Source organism: Pseudomonas sp. RSB 5.4 (assembly GCF_037126175.1).
Taxonomy (GTDB): Bacteria; Pseudomonadota; Gammaproteobacteria; order Pseudomonadales; family Pseudomonadaceae; genus Aquipseudomonas; species Aquipseudomonas fluorescens_H.
The window spans coordinates 1,003,065-1,023,567 of sequence record NZ_CP146986.1; the positions used below are offsets into that span (position 1 = coordinate 1,003,065).

A 20,503-nucleotide genomic window follows, 5' to 3' on the forward strand; every position below is an offset into this window, starting at 1 on the left:
CCAGAACCTCGAACACCCGACCCTGCGCACGTTGCTGATCGGCGGCGACCGCTTGCGTCAGTTCAATCGCCACCAGCATTTCGACGTGATCAACAACTACGGGCCGACCGAGGCCACGGTGGTCGCGACTTCAGGTCTGGTGCAAAGCGGCGATGCGCTGCACATCGGTAAACCGGTAAGCAATGCCACGGTGTACCTGCTCGACGAACAGCAGCGCCCGGTGCCAATTGGCGTGGCGGGCGAGTTGTACGTTGGCGGTGCCGGGGTCGCCCGTGGCTACCTGAATCGCCCGGACATGACTGCCGAGCGCTTTCTGCGTGACCCGTTCAGCTGCGCGCCGAACGCGCGGATGTACCGCACCGGCGACCTTGCACGCTGGCGCGAGGACGGCAATATCGAGTACCTGGGGCGCAACGACGATCAGGTGAAAATCCGTGGCGTGCGCATCGAGCTGGGTGAGATCGAAACCTGCCTCAACCAGTTGCCGGGGATTCAGGAAGCGGTGCTGCTGGCCCGCGAAGATCAACCCGGCCAGCCGCGACTGGTGGCTTACTTCACCGAACAGCCGCAGGTCGAAGCGCTGCCGGTGGGCGAGTTGCGTGCGCAACTGCTCAGCCGTTTGCCGGAGTACATGGTGCCGACGGCGTTCGTCAAACTCGCCGCGCTGCCGCTGACCGCCAACGGCAAGGTCGACCGCAAGGCCTTGCCGGCGCCGGATCTGGCGGCGCTGTTCACTCGCGAGTACGCAGCGCCCGAAGGCGAGGTGGAAACCGCGCTGGCGCAGATCTGGGCCGACGTGCTGCAGATCGAGCGGGTCGGGCGGCAGGATCACTTTTTCGAACTCGGCGGGCATTCGTTGCTGGCGATGCGCATGGTCTCGCAAGTGCGCCAGCGCCTGGGTGTCGAGCTGGCGCTGAGCGATCTGTTCGCCAATGCCGAACTGGCGGCGGTCGCGTCAGTGCTCAGCGAGGCGGGGCGCTGTGCGCAACCACAGATCGTGCCGGTACCGCGTGACGGCGCGTTGCCGCTGTCGTTCGCCCAGCAACGCCTGTGGTTCCTCGCGCAAATGGAAGGCGCCAACACCGCCTACAACATTCCCGTGGCCCTGCGTCTGCGTGGCCGTCTCGACGACGCGGCGCTGCAACGCGCACTGGCGCGGATCGTTGCCCGCCACGAAACCCTGCGCAGCCGCTTCGCCCAATTCAACGACGAAGCGCAGGTGCTGATTGCCCCGGTGGACACCGGTCTGCTGCTGCGGGTCGAAGACCTGCGCCAGCACCCGCAACCTGACGAAACCCTGCAGGCGCTGATTCAGGGCGAAGCCTCCGGGCCGTTCGACTTGCAGGACGATCCGTTGATTCGCGGGCGACTGGTACGTCTGGCCGACGATCACCATGTGCTGTTGCTGACCCTGCACCACATCATCTCTGACGGCTGGTCGATGGGTGTTTTGACCCGCGAACTGATGGCGCTGTATCAGGCGTTCAGTCATGGCCAGCCGGATCCGTTGCCGCCCCTGGCGCTGCAATACACCGACTACGCGGTGTGGCAACGGCGCTGGCTCAGCGGCGAGGTGCTGCAACGCCAGAGCGAGTACTGGCAACAGACCCTCGCGGGTGCCCCGGCGCTGTTGATGCTGCCGACCGATCGGCCGCGCCCGGCGCAGCAGGACTATGCCGGCAGCAGCGTTGCCGTCGTGCTCGACGAGCGCTTGAGCGCCGGGCTCAAAGCCTTGGGTCAGCGCCACGGCGTGACCCTGTACATGACGCTGATGAGTGCCTGGGCAATGCTGCTCAGTCGCTTGTCCGGGCAGGCTGAAGTAGTGATCGGTTCGCCGGTGGCCAACCGCACCCGCGCCGAAATCGAAGGCCTGATCGGCATGTTCGTCAACACCCTGGCGCTGCGCATCGACACCTCCGGCGAGCTGAGCGTCGAAGCACTGCTGGCGCGGGTCAAGGCGCAAACCCTGCAAGCGCAGGCGCATCAGGATCTGCCGTTCGAGCAAGTGGTGGAAATCACCCGGCCCGTGCGCAGCCTGGCGCACAGCCCGTTGTTCCAGACCTTGCTCAGTTGGGATGGCCTCGAAAGCCCGGCGCTGGCCCTCGGCGAACTGACGCTGGAGGGCGTGGCCGAGCCGAGCCACTTTGCCAAGTTCGACCTGTCGCTGAGCCTCAGTGAGTCCAACGGCATCATTCGCGGAGCGCTGGAATACGCCACGGCGTTGTTTGACCAGAGCACGGTCGAGCGCTTCACCGGTTACTTCCTGCGCCTGTTGCAGGTGATGGTCACCAACGATCAGGCAGTGCTGGAACACGCGCCGCTGCTGGCGCAGGAAGAACAGCAGCGCTTGCTGGTCGAGTTCAATGACACGGCGGTCGAGTACAACCTCGATCAGACCATTCATGGCTTGTTTGAAGCGCAAGTGGCGCGTTCGCCGCAGGCCATCGCCCTGCAAAGTGAGGCGCAGCGCCTGAGCTTTGCCGAACTCAATGCCCGGGCCAATCAACTGGCGCGGCACCTGCGTGAATTGGGCGTAGGGCCGGATGCGCGGGTGGCGATCTGCGTCGAGCGTGGTCTGGACATGGTGGTCGGGCTGCTGGCGATCCTCAAGGCTGGCGGCGGTTATGTGCCGCTGGACCCGGCGTATCCGCTGGAACGTCTGGCCTACATGCTCGAGGACAGCGCGCCGCTGGCGGTGCTGGTGCAGGGTTCGACGCGTTCGTTGCTCGGTGAACTCGCCGTGCCGGTGATCGATCTGGATCAGCCGCACTGGCAAGCGCTGCCAGCGGAAAACCTGCAGGCCACTGAGCTGACCCCGAATCACACCGCCTACGTGATCTACACCTCCGGTTCCACTGGACAACCGAAAGGCGTAATCAATGAACACAGCGGGGTAGTCAATCGCTTGCTGTGGATGCAGGACACCTATCAGCTGACGGCAGCCGACACGGTGTTGCAGAAAACCCCGTTCAGCTTCGACGTCTCGGTCTGGGAGTTCTTCTGGCCGCTGATGACCGGCGCCCGATTGGTCATGGCCCGACCTGAAGGGCACAAGGATCCGCAGTACCTCAGCGAAATCATCGAACGCGAACACATCACCACGCTGCACTTCGTACCGTCGATGCTCGATGTGTTCCTCGCCCACGCCGACACCGCACGTTGCAGCAGCCTGCGGCAAGTCATGTGCAGCGGCGAAGCCCTGCCGGGCAGCGTGGTACGGCGCTTCAAGCAGCAAGTGCCCGCCAGCCAATTGCATAACCTCTATGGCCCGACCGAAGCCGCGGTGGACGTGACCGCGTGGAATTGCGCCGGGCCGCTGGAGCAAACGCCGGACAACACGCCGATCGGCAAACCGATCGCCAACACCCGGATGTACATCCTCGATGCCCAGCAACAACCGGTGCCGCACGGCGTGGTTGGCGAGTTGTACATCGGTGGCGTGCAGGTGGCGCGTGGTTATCTGAATCGCCCGGAACTGAATGCCGAGCGCTTCCTCACCGATCCGTTCCAGAGCAATGGGCGGATGTACCGCACCGGCGACGTCGCCCGCTATCTGCCGGACGGCAATATCGAATACCTCGGCCGTAACGACGACCAGGTGAAGATCCGTGGTTTGCGCATCGAACTCGGCGAGATTCAGGCGCGTTTGACCCAGATCGACAGCATTCAGGAAGCCGCTGTACTGGCCCGCGAGGACGTGCCGGGCGACAAGCGTCTGGTCGCTTACTACACCGGCGCACCGCTGGAAATTGAAACACTGCGCGGCCACTTGTTGGAAAATCTGCCGGACTACATGGTGCCCGCCGTATTCGTGCATCTCGATGCACTGCCGCTCAGCCCCAACGGCAAACTCGACCGCAAGGCGCTGCCGGCCCCCGATCTGGCGGCGCAGACCGCCCGTAAATACGAAGCCCCGGTCGGCGAAGTGGAAATCGCGCTCGCGCAGCTCTGGGCGGAACTGCTCAAGGTTGAGCGGGTAGGGCGCCACGACCATTTCTTTGAACTCGGCGGCCACTCGCTGCTGGCGGTGAATCTGGTGGCACGGATGCGTCGTGCCGGCCTGACCGCCGACATTCGCGTGCTGTTCAACCAGCCAACCCTGGCTGCACTGGCCGCTGCCGTGGGTGGCGAGCCCGAGGCCGAAGTCGCGGCCAACCTGATCACTGCGGACTGCACGCGCATCACCCCCGAGCTGTTGCCACTGGTGACGCTCGACCAGCCAAGCATCGACCGCATCGTCGCCAGCATCCCCGGCGGCGTGGCCAACGTGCAGGACATTTACCCACTGGCGCCGTTGCAGACCGGCATCCTCTTCCATCACCTGTCCGCCGCACAGGGCGATCCGTACGTGTTGCAGGCGCAGTTTGCATTTGCCGATGAACAACGCCTGAACTCCTTCACTCAAGCCTTGCAGAACGTAATCCAGCGCCACGACATCCTGCGCACTTCGCTGTTCTGGGACGGACTGCAAGACCCGGTGCAAGTGGTCTGGCGTGAGGCGCCGCTGGCGTGCGAATGCCTGGAACTGCATGACGCGGACGGCGATGTACTGGAGAAGTTGCGCCAGCGCTTTGACGCCGCGCAGTACCGCATGGCCGTCAATCAGGCGCCGCTGATGCGCGTGGTACACGCGCGGGATGCAGCCAATCAACGTGTGGTGGCGTTGCTGCTGTTCCATCACCTGGTGATGGACCACGTGGCGCTGGAGGTGCTGCAACACGAAATGCAGGCGTTCCTCAGTGGCCAGCCGCAGCGTCTGGCGGAACCGGTGCCGTATCGCAATTACGTGGCGCACAGCCGTGGCGCAATCAGTGATCAGGCGCATGAAGCGTTCTTCCGCGAAATGCTCGGTGACGTCAGCGAACCGAGCGCGCCGTACGGCCAGCACAGCATTGCCGAGGGCCACGCCGCAGAAGCACGACGGGTACTCGATCTCGATCTGAGTCAGCGCGTCAGGGCCAAGGCCCGGCGTCTGGGGATCAGCGCCGCGAGCCTGATGCATCTGGCCTGGGCGCAGGTGCTGGGAAAACTCTCCGGGCGTGACGCGGTGGTGTTCGGCACCGTGTTGCTGGGGCGGTTGCAGGCGGGCGAGGGCGCCGAGCGCGCGCTGGGGGTGTTCATCAACACCTTGCCGCTGCGCGTCGATCTCGGGCAACGCTCGGCGCAGGAAGCCGCGCTCACCACCCACCAACAGTTGAACGCGCTGCTGCAACATGAGCATGCGCAATTGGCACTGGCCCAGCGTTGCAGTGGTATGCCCGCCGGCACGCCGTTGTTCAGCACGCTGTTCAACTATCGCCACAGCGCAACTGCCGGCACGCCTTCCCCGGAGGCGGCGAACGCGTGGCAAGGCATGCAGTTGCTCAATACCCAGGAGCACACCAATTACCAGTTGAGCGTGAGTGTCGATGACCTCGGCGAAGGTTTCGGCTTCACCGCACTGGCTGCCCCCGGCATTGATCCCGCACGCATCTGCGAGTACCTGCAGCGAGCGGTGAGCAACCTGCTGCAGGCACTGGAACAGACACCGCAAGTGAGCGTTGACCAGGTGTCGATCCTGGCGCCGGACGAACGCCGGCAATTGCTGGTCGAGTTCAACACCACCGAGCGGGAATACCCGCGTGCGCTGACCGTGCACGCATTGTTCGAAAGGCAAGTGGCGGCAGATCCGCACGCCATCGCTGTCGTGCATCGCGGGCAAACGTCGAGTTATGGCGATTTGAATGATCGGGCCAACCGCTTGGCCCACTACCTGATCGCTCAAGGCGTACAGCCGGGCGCTCATGTGGCGATCCTGCTGCCGCGCTCGCGGGAGCTGTTGCTCGCGCAGTTGGCGATTGCCAAGTGCGCAGCGGCCTATGTGCCGCTGGACATCAACGCGCCGAGCGAGCGCCAGGCGTTCATGCTCGAGGACAGCCGCGCCGTGGCGTTGCTGACCCTGCGTGGCGAAAACATCGACTATCCACTGCAGCGCATCGATCTGGATGCCCTGACGCTGAATGACCAGCCTGCGCACAACCCGAATCTGGCGCAGTCTTCGGAGTCGCTGGCGTACATCATGTACACCTCCGGTTCTACTGGCACGCCGAAGGGTGTGATGGTGCCGCACCGTGGCATCGCTCGCCTGGTGCTGAACAACGGTTATGCCGATTTCAACCCGCAGGATCGCGTGGCGTTTGCGTCCAACCCGGCGTTCGACGCCAGCACCATGGACATCTGGGGGCCACTGCTCAACGGCGGACGCGTGGTGGTGATCGATCACCAGACCCTGCTGGATCCGCACGCGCTCGCTCGTGAATTGAGCGCCAGCGGCGCGACAATCCTGTTTGTCACCACGGCGCTGTTCAACCAGTACGTGCAACTGATTCCGCAGGCCTTGAAAGGCTTGCGCATGGTTCTGTGCGGCGGTGAGCGTGGCGATCCGGCAAGCTTCCGCCGCTTGCGGGCCGAGGCGCCGCAGTTACGCATCGTGCATTGCTACGGCCCGACTGAAACCACCACGTACGCCACCACGTTTGAAGTGCACGAGGTGGCGGAAAATGCCGAAAGCGTGCCGATTGGCGGGCCGATCTCCAACACTCAGGTGTACGTGCTCGATGCGCACCAGCAGCCGGTGCCGATGGGCGTGACCGGCGAGTTGTACATCGGCGGGCAGGGCGTGGCCCTCGGTTACTTGAACCGTGCCGATCTGACGGCGGAAAAATTCCTGCCCGATCCGTTCAGCGACCGTCCGGGCGCGTTGCTCTACCGGACTGGCGACCTCGTGCGCTGGCTGGCGCCGGGGCAGCTCGATTGCATCGGACGCAATGACGATCAAGTGAAAATCCGTGGTTTCCGCATCGAACTCGGCGAGATCGAAAATCGTCTGCTGGGCTATCCGGGGATCAACGAAGCGGTGGTGCTCGCCCGGCGCGATGCCCAGGAACCGCTGCGGCTGGTGGCCTACTACACCGCGCACGACGGCACGCTGGACCTCGCCGACTTGCGTGAGCATTTGCAGGCGCAGTTGCCGGAATACATGGTGCCGAGTGCCTGGGTGCAGCTCGATGCCTTGCCGCTGAACAACAACGGCAAGGTTGATCGCAAAGCCTTGCCCGAACCGGATGCTGCGGCGTTGTTCACCCGTGAATACGTTGCGCCGCAAGGTGAACTGGAAACCGCGCTGGCGCAGATCTGGGCCGAGACCCTGCAAGTCGAACAGATCGGCCGCCATGACCACTTCTTCGAACTCGGCGGGCATTCGTTGCTGGCGATGCGCATGCTGTCGCAGGTGCGTCAGCGTCTCGGCGTCGAACTGCCCCTGAGCGAGTTGTTTGCCGATCCGCATCTCAGCGCGGTGGCTGAGGTGCTGAACCGTGCCGGGCGCAGCACGCTGCCGGAGATCGTCGCAGCGGCGCCTGATCAAGCGCTGCCACTGTCCTTCGCCCAGCAGCGCCTGTGGTTCCTCGCGCAAATGGACGGCGGCAACTCGGCGTACAACATTCCGCTTGGCCTGCGCCTGCGCGGGCAACTCGATGGCGAAGCGCTGCAACGCGCACTGGCGCAGATCGTTGCGCGGCACGCCACCCTGCGCAGCCGTTTCGTCAGCATCGACGATCAGGCGCAGGTGGTGATTGCCCCGGTCGATAGCGGTCTGCTGTTGCCGATTGAAGACCTGCGCCAGGACCCGCAGGCCGAAGTCAGCGTGCAGGCGCTGCTCGCGCAGGAAGCCGCGAAAGCCTTCGATCTACAAAGCGATCCACTGATTCGCGGACGCCTGATACGTCTGGCCGACGAGCACCATGTGCTGTTGCTGACCGTGCATCACATCGTCGCCGACGGTTGGTCGATGGGCGTGCTGACCCGTGAGCTGATGGCGCTGTATCAGGCCTTCAGTCACGGTCAGCCGGATCCATTGCCGCCGTTGACGCTGCAATACGGCGACTACGCGGTGTGGCAACGGCGCTGGCTCAGCGGCGAGGTGCTGCAGCGGCAAAGCGATTACTGGCAGCAGACCCTCGACGGCGCGCCGGCCTTGCTGACCCTGCCCACCGACCGTCCGCGTCCGGCGCAGCAGGACTTTGCCGGCAGCAGCGTCGAAGTACGGCTGGATGAGCGTCTGAGCGCCGGGCTCAAAGCCTTGAGTCAGCGTCACGGCGTGACCCTGTTCATGACCCTGATGAGTGCCTGGTCGCTGTTGCTGAGTCGTTTGTCCGGGCAGTCCGACGTGGTGATCGGCTCGCCGGTGGCCAACCGCACCCGCGCCGAGATCGAAGGCCTGATCGGCATGTTCGTCAACACCCTGGCGCTGCGCATCGACACCTCGGGTGAACCGAGCGTGGCCACGCTGTTGGCGCGGGTCAAGGCGCGCACGCTGGAGGCGCAGGCGCATCAGGATCTGCCGTTCGAGCAAGTGGTGGAAATCACCCGGCCGGCGCGCAGTCTGGCGCACAGCCCGTTGTTCCAGAGCACGCTGAGCTGGGACAGCAGCGTCGGGCCGAACCTGGCGCTGGGCGATCTGAGTCTTGAAGGGGTGGCCGCGCCGGGCCGAGTGGCCAAGTTCGACCTGACCCTGACCCTGGGTGAGGTCAACGGGGTGATTCGCGGTTCGCTGGAATACGCTACGGCGTTGTTCGATCAATCGACCGTCGAGCGTTACGTCGGCTACTTGCAGCGCCTGCTGGCGGCGATGGTCAACGATGAGCAGACAGTCCTGGAGCGGGTGCCGTTACTCGCCGAGTCTGAGCGTCAGCGCTTGCTCTACGACTTCAACGCCACCGCACGCGAATACCCGCAAACGCTGACCGTGCACGGGATTTTCCAGCAGCAGGCAGCGGCGCATCCGAAGGCGGTGGCGGCGGTGCATGGCGAGCATTCGTTGAGCTACTTTGAGCTGAACGCCCAGGCCAACCGTCTGGCGCATCACTTGATCAGGCAAGGCGTACAGCCGGGCGATCACGTGGCGATCCTGCTGCCACGCTCGCTGGAATTGCTGGTGGCGCAACTGGCGATTGCCAAGTGCGCGGCCGCCTACGTGCCGCTGGACATCAACGCGCCGAGCGAGCGTCAGGCGTTCATGGTCGAGGACTGTCACGCGGCGGCGTTGCTGACCCTCAGCCGTGAAGTCATCGACTACGCTGCACCACGCATCGACCTCGACCGCTTGACCCTCAGCGGTCAGCCGACGCACAACCCGAACCTGGCGCAGTCCTCGGAATCGCTGGCGTACATCATGTACACCTCCGGCTCCACCGGCACCCCGAAAGGCGTGATGGTCCCGCACCGCGCCATCGGCCGCCTGGTGCTGAACAACGGCTACGCCGATTTCAATGCGCAGGACCGCGTGGTGTTCGCCTCCAACCCGGCGTTCGACGCCAGCACCATGGACATCTGGGGGCCGCTGCTCAACGGCGGGCGCGTGCTGGTGATCGATCATCAGACCCTGCTTGATCCGAGTGCTTTCGGTCGTGAATTGAGCGCCAGCGGGGCGACGATCCTGTTCGTCACCACCGCGCTGTTCAACCAGTACGTGCAACTGATTCCGCAGGCGCTCAAAGGCTTGCGCATTCTGCTGTGTGGCGGTGAGCGCGGCGACCCGGCGGCGTTCCGTCGACTGCTGGCTGAGGCGCCGGCGCTGCGCATCGTGCATTGCTACGGACCGACCGAAACCACCACTTACGCCACGACATTTGAAGTGCGTGAAGTGGCGGAAAACGCCGAGAGCGTGCCGATTGGCGCGCCGATCTCCAACACCCAGGTGTATGTGCTCGACACGCATCAGCAACCGGTGCCGATGGGCGTGACCGGCGAGTTGTACATCGGCGGGCAGGGCGTGGCGCTGGGTTACCTGAACCGCGCCGATCTGACCGCCGAGAAGTTCCTGCGCGATCCGTTCAGCGAGCAGCCGGGCGCGCTGCTGTATCGCACGGGCGACCTCGCACGCTGGCTGGCGCCGGGGCAGCTCGATTGCATCGGGCGCAATGACGATCAGGTGAAGATTCGCGGTTTCCGTATCGAACTGGGCGAAATCGAAAACCGCCTGCTCAACTGTCAGGGGATCAAGGAAGCCGTGGTGCTGGCGCGCCGCGATGGTCAAGACATCACGCGTCTGGTGGCGTATTACACCGCGCACGCCGGCCGCCTGGACAGCGCCGATCTGCATGCGCAGTTGCTGGCACGACTGCCGGAATACATGGTGCCGACCGCGTGGGTGCAACTGGATGGGTTGCCGTTGAACAACAACGGCAAGGTCGACCGCAAGGCACTGCCAGCGCCGACCCAGGCAGCGATGCTCAGTCGGGTGTATGTCGCGCCGATCTCGGCGCTGGAACAACATTTGGCGCGGATCTGGGCTGGCTTGTTGCAGCTCGAACAGGTCGGTCGTCACGACAACTTCTTCGAACTGGGCGGGCATTCGTTGCTGGCAATGCGCATGCTGTCGCAGGTACGCCAGCAGTTGGGCGTCGAGCTGACACTCGCCGAGTTGTTCGCCAACCCCGAGCTGGCCGCCGTCGCCGAGGTGTTGAGCCGGGCGGGGCGCAGCACCTTGCCGGAGATTTTGCCGGCGCCCCGCGATCAGCTATTGCCGCTGTCTTTCGCTCAGCAACGCCTATGGTTCCTGGCGCAGATGGACGGCGGCAACAGCGCCTACAACATCCCGGTCGGTTTGCGCCTGCGCGGTCGACTGGATGAAGACGCGCTGCAACGGGCACTGGCACGCATCGTCGCGCGTCACGAAACCCTGCGCAGCCGCTTCAGCCAGATCGACGATCAGCCGCAGGTGCGGATTCTGCCGGCCGACACCGGTTTGTTGCTGCCGGTAGAAGACCTGCGCCGGCACCCGCAGGCTGACAACGCCTTGCGCGGCCTGATCGAGGAGCAGGCCTGCGCATCCTTCAATCTGCAGCACGATGCGCTGCTGCGCGGACGTCTGGTGCGTCTGGCGGATGATCATCATGTGCTGTTGCTGACGCTGCACCACATCATCGCCGATGGTTGGTCGATGGGCGTGCTGACCCGCGAGCTGGCCGCGTTGTATCAAGCGTTCAGCCGTGGCGAAGACGATCCGCTGCCGCCGCTGGCGCTGCAATACACCGACTACGCGGTGTGGCAGCGGCGCTGGCTCAGTGGCGAGGTGCTGCAGCGCCAGAGCGATTACTGGCAGCAGACCCTGGCCGGTGCGCCAGCCCTGCTGACCCTGCCCACCGACCGTCCGCGTCCGCCACAGCAGGACTATTCCGGCAGCCGCGTCGACATGCTGCTCGATGAACAGTTGAGCGCCGGTTTGAAAGCCTTGTGTCAGCGTCGCGCGGTGACGCCGTACATGGTGATCATGAGCGCATGGGCGATGTTGCTCAGCCGCTTGTCCGGGCAGAGCGACGTAGTGATTGGTTCGCCAGTGGCCAACCGCACCCGCGCCGAGATCGAAGGCCTGATCGGCATGTTCGTCAACACCCTGGCGCTGCGCATCGATACCTCGGGCGAGCCGAGCGGCGAGACGCTGCTGGCACTGGTCAAGGCGCAGACTTTGGACGCTCAGGCACATCAGGATCTGCCGTTCGAACAAGTGGTGGACATCAGCAAACCAGTCCGCAGTCTGTCGCACAGCGCGTTGTTCCAGACCATGCTCAGTTGGGACAACAACGACGGTCCTAGCCTGACCCTCGGCGACCTGACCCTGGAAGGCGTGGCCGGCGACAGCCACTTTGTGAAATTCGACCTGTCGCTGAGTCTTGGCGATTCGCACGACGGCATTCGCGGCTCGCTACGCTATGCCACGGCCTTGTTCGATGAGTCGACGGTGCAGCGTTTTGTCGGCTACTTCCAGCGGCTGCTGGCGGCGCTAATCAACGACGATCAGGCCGTGCTTGCGCAAGTGCCGTTGCTGGACCGGCAGGAGCAGCAGCGCTTGCTCGTCGACTTCAATGCCAGTGAGGTCGATTGTCCGTTGGAGCAGCCGCTGCACGGCTTGTTTGAAGCGCAAGTGCGGCGCAAACCGGACGCCATCGCGCTGCAATCCGCGCAAGGCAACCTGACCTACCGCGAGCTCAATCAGCGCGCCAATCGCTTGGCCCAGCACCTGCGCGCGCAAGGTGTGCAGCCGGATGCGCGGGTGGCGATCTGCGTCGAGCGCGGGCTGGATCTGGTGGTCGGTCTGCTCGGCATCCTCAAGGCCGGTGGTGCGTATGTGCCGCTGGATCCGGGGTATCCGGCGGAGCGTCTGGCGTACATGCTCAAGGACAGCGCGCCGACTGCGGTGCTGGTGCAGACCGCTACTCGCGGGTTGTTCGATGACTCTGCCGTGACGCTGATCGACCTGAATCAGGACACTTGGCAACACCTGCCGGATCACGACTCGCCAGTGCCGGGTCTCAGCGCCTCGAACCTCGCGTACATGATCTACACCTCGGGCTCTACCGGGTTGCCGAAAGGCGTGATGATCGAGCATCGCAGCGCCTGCAACATGGTGCATTGGGGTTCGCAGATTTCGCCGCCGACCGAACACGGCGCGCTGCTGCAAAAAGCGCCGTTCAGCTTCGACAGTTCGGTGTGGGAGATCTTCTGGCCGCTGTGTTCGGGGATGCGATTGGTACTGGCACGGCCGGACGGCAACCGCGATTCGGCCTATGTGGTGCAGACCATTCGCGAACAGCAGGTGACGGTGGTCAAGTTCGTTCCTGCGCTGCTGCAGCAGTTCATCGAACAGGATGGCGTCGAGCAGTGCACCAGCCTGACCGATGTACTTAACGGTGGTGGCGAACTCAGTGCAGCGCTGGCGCGTCAGGTGCGCGATCGCCTGCCGTGGGTGCGTTTGCACAATGTTTACGGCCCAACTGAAACCACGGTGGACAGCACGGGCTGGACGCTGGAACCGGACATGCCAGTGCCGGATAGCGTGGTGCCAATCGGCACAGCCTTGAGCAACACGCGGTTGTACGTGCTCGATGCGTATGGTCAACCGGTGCCGCAAGGCGTCAGCGGTGAGTTGCACATCGGCGGCGTCGGCGTGGCGCGCGGTTATCACGGTTTGCCGGAAATGCAGGCCGAGCGCTTCATCGACAGCCCGTTTGTGGCGGGTGATCGCCTGTACCGCACGGGAGATCTGGCGCGCTACAACAATCACGGCGAGCTGGAATTCCTCGGCCGCAACGACTTCCAGATCAAGCTGCGTGGCTTGCGCCTGGAGCCGGGGGAAATCGAGGCACGGCTGATCGAACATCCGGCGATTCGCCAAGCGGTGGTGATGGTGCGTGATGAGCGTCTGGTGGCCTGGTACACCGTGCGTTCCGGCGTGGAAGCACCCAGTCTGGAGGCCTTGCGCGCGCATGTGCTGGAGCGCCTGCCGGAATACATGGTGCCCGGCGCGTTTGTGCGGCTCGACGCTTTGCCACTGACGCCGAACGACAAGATCGACCGTAAAGCCCTGCCGGAACCGGGAGCGGACGCCGTGATCAACCGCCCATACGTGGCGCCACAGGGTGAAGTCGAAACCGCGCTGGCGCAGATCTGGGGTGAAGTCCTCGGCGTCGAACAGGTCGGTCGCCATGACAACTTCTTCGAACTGGGCGGGCATTCGTTGCTGGCGGTGAAGCTGGTCAATCTGCTGCAACGGGCCGGGCTGCCACTGTCGCTGGCCGAACTGTTCCAGCATCCGAGCGTCGAGTCTGCCGCTGCGCTGCTCAGTCAGGGCGAGGCGGTGAGTCAGCCTGAAGGGCTGGTCGTGGTGCGTGCCGGGACGCACGGCACGCCGCTGTTCCTGATGCACGAATTCAGCGGCCGCGACGTGTATTTCCCGACGCTGGCCCAGCACATCGGTGGCGAGTTCCCGATTTACGGCCTGCCCGGCGTGCCGTTGGGGCAAGCGCAATTGCGCACGCTGGAGTGCATGGCGCAGCGCATGGTCGGGATCATCCGCGCCGTGCAGGCACATGGGCCGTATCGATTGGCAGGCTGGTCGTTCGGCGGGGTGCTGGCGCATGAGGTCGCGCAGCAATTGCTCGGCCTCGATGAGCCGGTGGAATTCATCGGCATGCTCGACAGCTACGCGCCAAACCCGCTCGCCCAGGACAAGGCGCTGTGGAGCGGCGAGGGCCTCGACAAGCGCCAGTTGCTTGGCCATTGCCGTGGCCGTTCGCTGATGCTCGGTGCCGAAAGCGAGGCAGCACTGGCGGCGGTGCAAGCGCTGGAAGCGCAAGTCGAACAACTGGATTTCCCCGAGCTGTTCAAGCGCTGCCAGGCACAGCAACTGACCGATCCGGAACTGGCGACGGTCAGCGCGACGGACGCCTGGCATTACTTTGATCGCGAAGCGGCGCATCGCCTGGCGCTGGCGCATTACCGGGTCAGTCCGGCGAGCCAGACGATCCATCTGTTCCGTGCACAGGAGTTGATGGACGGCCAGTCGCTGCCGAGTCCGACGCGCGGCTGGGAGGAGCGCTTCGATATTGGTTTGCTGCACTGCATCGACATCCCCGGCGATCACCGGACCATGATGAAGCACCCGCACATCCAGGCACTCGGCCAGGCCATTACCCAGGCGCTGGAAACCCTGGTGACGCCGGAGCCGACGCTGTATCAACCGCTGCTGACGATTCAGACCGGGCAGCCGGGGCATGCGCCGATTTTCTGTGTGCCGGGGGCGGGTGACAGTGTCACCGGGTTCATTCACCTGACCGAGGCCATCGGCCCGGAATGGCCGATCATCGGTCTGCAACCTCGCGGGCTGGACGGCGTCAGTGTGCCGCACAGCGCGGTCGAAGCCGCTGCCGCGTTCTACCTGCAGGCCATCGAGCAGATTCACCCGCAAGGGCCGTTGCACCTGATCGGCCATTCGTTCGGCGGCTGGGTGGCGCACGCCATGGCCGCGCAGTTGCAGATGGCCGGGCGCGAGGTGGCATCGCTGACGTTGATCGACAGCGAGGCACCCGGTGGTGACGGCACGGCGGGCAAGCCGTACACGGCCACTGCCGCGCTGCAACGGCTGATCGACACCCTGCAACTGTCCTGTGGCAAATCGCTGGGCATCGATCCTGCGACCTTCGCCAACGCCGATGACAGCACGCAACTGCGCCTGCTGCACGAAGGCATGGTGCGCGCCGGGGTGTTGTCGGAGCGGGCGGCGCCGAATGCGATGCACGGCCCGGTGCGGACCTTCGCCAGCGCCTTGCGCACGGTCTATCAACCGCGCCTGGCCTACACCGGGCCGGTGCGGCTGGTGCTGGTCGATGACCCGACGCTGGACGAGTGGGGCAATCAGCGCGAACAGGCCGCGGTGCTTGCAGGCTGGCAGCGGCAGGTCAGCGATCTGGCGGTGTGGTACGGGCCGGGCAACCACTTCACGATTCTCAAGGCGCCCAACGTCTTCAGTTTCGCCGCGTGGTGGCATGACGGTCTGTCGCTGGCGGTCGGCGAAGTGCTGTCCTGAGTGTTGTTTCTCTATCAAGACCCGGCCACTGGCCGGGTTCATCCCTGAACGGACTTGTGGTTATTTATGGAAAAGTCGAAGTTGCGCAAAGTCGGTATGGGGTTGGCGTTGGCGGCGGTGGTCGGGTTGGTGCTGTACACGGTGCAGGCACCCGCCGAAGCGCCGAAATACCAGACGGCACCGGTTGAACGCTCGGATATCGAAAACACCGTGCTTGCCACCGGTTTGCTCGAAGGCGTCAAGCAGGTGGACGTCGGCGCTCAGGTGTCGGGGCAGTTGAAGTCGCTCAAGGTCAAGGTCGGCGACAAGGTGAAGAAGGGCCAGTGGCTGGCCGAAATTGATCCGCTGGTGCTGCAGAACACCCTGCGTCAGGCGCAGGTCGATGAGGAAAACCTGCAGGCGCAAAAGCGTGCCACGCAAGCCCAGCTCAAGCAGACCAAAGCGATTTACGAGCGTTATCAGAATCTGCAGGAAGACGCCTCGATCTCGCGTCAGGATTTCGAGACCGCGCAATCGAACTACGAGGTGCAGCAGGCCAATCTGCTGTCGCTGGACGCGCAGATCAAAAGCGCGCACATCCAGATCGATACCGCCAAGGTCAACCTCGCGTATACGCGGATCGTCGCGCCGATCGACGGCGATGTGGTCGGCATCGTCACCCAGGAAGGCCAGACCGTGATTGCCAATCAGCTGGCACCCGTGCTGCTGAAACTGGCGGATCTGGACACTATGACCATCAAGGCCCAAGTGTCGGAAGCCGACGTGATTCACATTGCGCCGGGGCAGGAGGTGTATTTCACCATTCTCGGCGAGGACAAACGCTATTACGGCAAGCTGCGCGGCACCGAGCCGGCACCGCAGAACTTCCTCGAAACGCCGCCGGCCGGTACGCCGAAACAAAACACCGCGGTGTTCTACAACGCGCTGTTCGAGGTGCCCAACCCCGACCACCGCTTGCGTATCTCGATGACCGCGCAGGTGCGCATCGTCCTCGATACCGCGCAATCGGTGCTGACCGTGCCGGTGGCCGCGCTCGGGCCGCGCAACGCCGATGGCAGCTTTCCGGTGCGGGTGCTCGACGCCAAGGGCCAGGCGCAGTCGCGCAACGTACAGACCGGGATCAACAACAACGTCAAAGTGCAGATCAATCAGGGCCTCAGCGAAGGCGAGCGGGTGGTGATCGGTGATCCGTTGCCCGCCGTGGCGGGGGCTTGAGCATGACGCAGCCGTTACTGCAACTGACTGGCATCACCCGCAGTTTTACCGCCGGCGACCGTGAATTTCTCGCGCTGAAGGACATCAACCTGACGATCAATGCCGGAGAAATGGTGGCGATCATCGGCGCCTCCGGCTCCGGCAAATCAACCCTGATGAACATCCTCGGCTGCCTCGATTACGCCACCGCCGGCAGCTACAGGATCAACGGCCAGGAGACCCGCGACCTCGATGATCAGGCGCTGGCTGAGCTGCGCCGCGATTACTTCGGTTTCATCTTCCAGCGCTATCACTTGCTGCCGCATTTGAGCGCGATGCACAACGTCGAGATGCCGGCGATTTACGCTGGCATCCCCGCGCCGCAACGCCACGCCCGCGCCCGGGAATTGCTGGCGCGGCTGGGCCTTGATGGGCACCTGACTCACCGCCCGAGCCAGCTCTCCGGCGGTCAGCAGCAACGGGTGAGTATCGCCCGGGCCTTGATGAATGGCGGGGAAGTGATCCTCGCCGACGAACCCACCGGCGCCCTCGACACCGCCAGCGGCAAGGAAGTGATGCGCATCCTGCTGGAGCTGCACGCGGCCGGGCACACGGTGATTCTGGTGACCCACGACCCGAAAGTCGCGGCCAACGCCGAGCGCATCATCGAAGTCAGCGACGGTGAAATCCTCAGCGACCGCCGCAACCAGCGCGATACCGGGCAACTGCCGGGTGAAGACGTGCCGCCAAAACCCCCGGCGACCCGCCGCCTGGTGGCCAGCCTCGGGCTGTTCAAGGAAGCCTTCAACATGGCCTGGGTGGCGCTGATTTCACACCGCATGCGCACCTTGCTGACCATGCTCGGGATCGTCATCGGCATCACTTCGGTGGTGTCGATTTCGGCGATCGGCGAGGGCGCGAAAAACTACGTGCTCAAGGATATTTCGGCGATCGGCAGCAACACCATCGACATCTATTCCGGAACCAGTTTCGGCGACAAGCGCGCCGCCTCGATCGAGACACTGGTGCCGGCGGATGTCACCGCGCTGAATCAACTGTATTACGTCGACAGCGCCACCCCGGTGGTCGGCCGCAGCATGCTCCTGCGCTATCGCAACATCGACCTCGACGCGCAGATCAACGGCGTCAGCGAGCAGTATTTTCAGGTGCGCGGAATCAAACTGGAGGCGGGCATCACCTTCAGCGAGAGTGATGCACGGCGCCAGGCGCAGGTGGTGGTGATCGACTACAACACCCGGCATCGGCTGTTCGCCGAGGGCGTCGATCCGCTGGGCCAGGTGATCCTGATCGGCAACCTGCCGTGCACGGTGATCGGCGTGGCAGCCGAGAACAAAAACCTGTTTGCCTCAGGCAAGACCCTCAACGTCTGGGTGCCGTACGAAACCGCTGCCGGGCGCCTGCTCGGCCAGCGCTTCCTCGACAGCATCAGCGTGCGGATCAAGGACGGCCAGTCGAGCAAAGTCGTGGAAAATCACGTCACCCAATTGATGCTGCAACGCCACGGCATCAAGGACTTCTACACCAACAACCTCGACAGCGTGATGCAGACCGTGCAGAAAACCAGCCGCTCGCTGGCCTTGCTGCTGTCGCTGATCGCGGTGATTTCGCTGGTGGTCGGCGGCATCGGCGTGATGAACATCATGCTGGTGTCGGTCACTGAGCGCACGCGCGAGATCGGCATTCGCATGGCGGTCGGCGCACGGCAGTCGGACATTCGTCAGCAGTTTCTGGTGGAGGCGGTGATGGTCTGCCTGCTCGGCGGGGCCATCGGCATTTCCCTGTCGTATGCCATCGGCCATCTGTTTTCGCTGTTCATCAAGGAGTGGGAGATGGTCTTCTCCATGGCCTCGGTGGTGACGGCGGTGATCTGCTCGACGCTGATCGGCATCGTCTTCGGCTTCGTCCCCGCGCGTAATGCATCGCGCCTGGACCCGATCGAGGCGCTGGCGCGGGACTGATTGCCGAAGCTGATTGGCCGGGCTCGTGCCTGAAGTGCACAAATCGAAAGGGACGGGTGATGAACCCGTCCCTGTTTTTCGCTTTCCAACTGTGGGAGCTGGCTTGCCAGCGATGGCGGTCTACCAGCCGACCAACCTCCCACCTGAATGCACGCATTCCAACTGTGGGAGCGAGCCTGCTCGCGAAAGCGGCCTCACAGTCGACCAGTCCCTGACTGAATGCACTCGATCAAATGGTGGGAGCTGGCTTGCCAGCGATGGCGGCCTCCCAGCCGACCAACCTCCCACCTGAATGCGCGCATTCCAACTGTGGGAGCGAGCCTGCTCGCGAAAGCGGCCTCACAGCTGACCAATCCCCAACTGAATACACTCGGTCAAATGGTGGGAGCTGGCTTGCCAGCGATGACGGCTCACAAGCCGACCAACCTCCCACCTGAATGCACGCATTCCAACTGTGGGAGCGAGCTTGCTCGCGAAAGCGGCCTCACAGTCGACCAATCCTTGACTGAATGCACTCGGTCAGATGGTGGGAGCTGGCTTGCCAGCGATGACGGCCTACCAGCCGACCAATTCCCACCTGAATGCACTCAATCCAACTGTGGGAGCGAGCTTGCTCGCGAAAGCGGTCTGCCAGACGACATCAAAACTACAGGAGCAATCCCGGTTCTCCACACACACCATAAACGCATCTCTGCAGCCACGTTTAAAGTACACGAACCGTTACGCCATACAGGCTACAACGCCTTGCGCCGTTACCTACGCGTACGCCAGAATCCGCCGGCTTACACGACTATGGGTCGGGCTATATCGTTTCCCTGTCACTGAAAATCAGTGATCGGGTTTGGTAGCCCGTTTCTAAGTGTGATGGCGACACCGTGTGCAGTCCCTTTTCAGGGGCTCGATTTTATGGTGGCCATGCGTGGGGCTCCTTCGGGAGCGCCGGGTTTTCCTGCTTAGACCGGTCTACCAACCCGCGTATGGCCACCACCCTCGTTTGGTAGCGAGAGTGATGGCTCCTTACTTTTGCTAAGCAGGAGCTTCATCCATGTTCAAAGCCACACCCAACCCCCCAGACACCTCGATCCCATACGACCCAGCCCTCGACCCGCAGAAGATAAAAGCGGCAACTGACCGTGCCATCAACTTCTACCTCAACCCCGGCGCCCTGAAGATCTCGATCCCTTCAACCTCGTCATGCAAGGCGAACAGAATCTTCCTCATCGACCCCACCGTGGACGAAGAAACCTTGCTCGTCGAAGCCTGCGAGTCATTAGCCGCCGCCAGTGACATGGCCCGTGATATCGGCGACACCGTCGACCACTCGCAACGCCGGGCCATGCTGATGCTGCATCAGGTGATCATGCTCAGTGAACTGATGGTCAACCGGGTACTGGACGGCCGCCGCGTGCCGAGCTAACTGCCCGGTCCCCTGTAGGAGCTGCCGAAGGCTGCGATCTTTTGATTTTGTTTTTCAAGATCAAGATCAAAAGATCGCAGCCTGCGGCAGCTCCTACAGGTCATCATTCATTCAAAGTACGTCGATCGGAGTTCCATCTGATGCCCGAACCCAAGCCCAATCCGCCGGCCACAGACTCGGTATCACCCTACGAATCCCTCAACTCCAGAAAACTCCACGAAGCCGCCGAACGCGCCCTCGACCATTACCTCGCACCCGCGCAAATCATGGCAACGCCATACACCCCCAGCAGCATGTTCCTCGTCAATCCACAAACCGACACCGAATCCCTGCTGGCCAACGCTTGCGAATCTCTGGCGTCGGCCACGGTCATGCTCGGCGATTTCGCCGGGACGCTGGAGGGGCCGAGTCGTAATACGGTGTTGGGCATTGCGCAGGTAGTGATGCTGGGGGAGTTGGCGGTGAATCAGGCGCTGGATAATGTTGTGCCCAAGGAATAGGCGCTGACAG

Annotated in this window: 5 protein-coding genes (1 of these 5 running past the window's edge); all 5 read left to right on the forward strand. The window is 63.6% G+C overall.

The window, feature by feature from the left end; genetic code table 11:
- Positions 1-15,403, forward strand: partial view of a non-ribosomal peptide synthase/polyketide synthase gene (locus V9L13_RS04290; protein WP_338801598.1) — the 3' portion only. The gene continues 2,441 nt to the left of window position 1, outside the view; the window shows 15,403 of its 17,844 coding nt (coding positions 2,442-17,844); the start codon falls outside the window, past its left edge; the stop codon is at positions 15,401-15,403.
- 66 nt (positions 15,404-15,469) lie between these two features.
- The gene (gene macA / locus V9L13_RS04295) at positions 15,470-16,618 is read left to right on the forward strand and encodes a macrolide transporter subunit MacA (protein ID WP_338801599.1); all 1,149 of its coding nucleotides are present in this window, start codon (positions 15,470-15,472) and stop codon (positions 16,616-16,618) included.
- A gap of 2 nt (positions 16,619-16,620) precedes the next feature.
- A complete protein-coding gene (locus tag V9L13_RS04300; protein ID WP_338801600.1) occupies positions 16,621-18,576 on the forward strand; it encodes a MacB family efflux pump subunit in 1,956 nt (651 codons plus the stop codon).
- 1,045 nt (positions 18,577-19,621) lie between these two features.
- Complete coding sequence (locus tag V9L13_RS04305) at positions 19,622-19,993, forward strand: hypothetical protein (protein WP_338801601.1); 372 nt, start codon at positions 19,622-19,624, stop codon at positions 19,991-19,993.
- Positions 19,994-20,133: 140 nt separating this feature from the next.
- Complete coding sequence (locus V9L13_RS04310) at positions 20,134-20,493, forward strand: DUF6124 family protein (protein WP_338801602.1); 360 nt, start codon at positions 20,134-20,136, stop codon at positions 20,491-20,493.
- Positions 20,494-20,503: the final 10 nt, after the last annotated feature.

Excerpts from the sequence above, each read along its gene's own strand:
- macA (WP_338801599.1), top strand. The coding sequence starts at position 15,470 with ATGGAAAAGTCGAAGTTGCGCAAAGTCGGTATGGGGTTGGCGTTGGCG.
- V9L13_RS04300 (WP_338801600.1), top strand. The coding sequence starts at position 16,621 with ATGACGCAGCCGTTACTGCAACTGACTGGCATCACCCGCAGTTTTACC.
- V9L13_RS04305 (WP_338801601.1), top strand. The coding sequence starts at position 19,622 with ATGTTCAAAGCCACACCCAACCCCCCAGACACCTCGATCCCATACGAC.
- V9L13_RS04310 (WP_338801602.1), top strand. The coding sequence starts at position 20,134 with ATGCCCGAACCCAAGCCCAATCCGCCGGCCACAGACTCGGTATCACCC.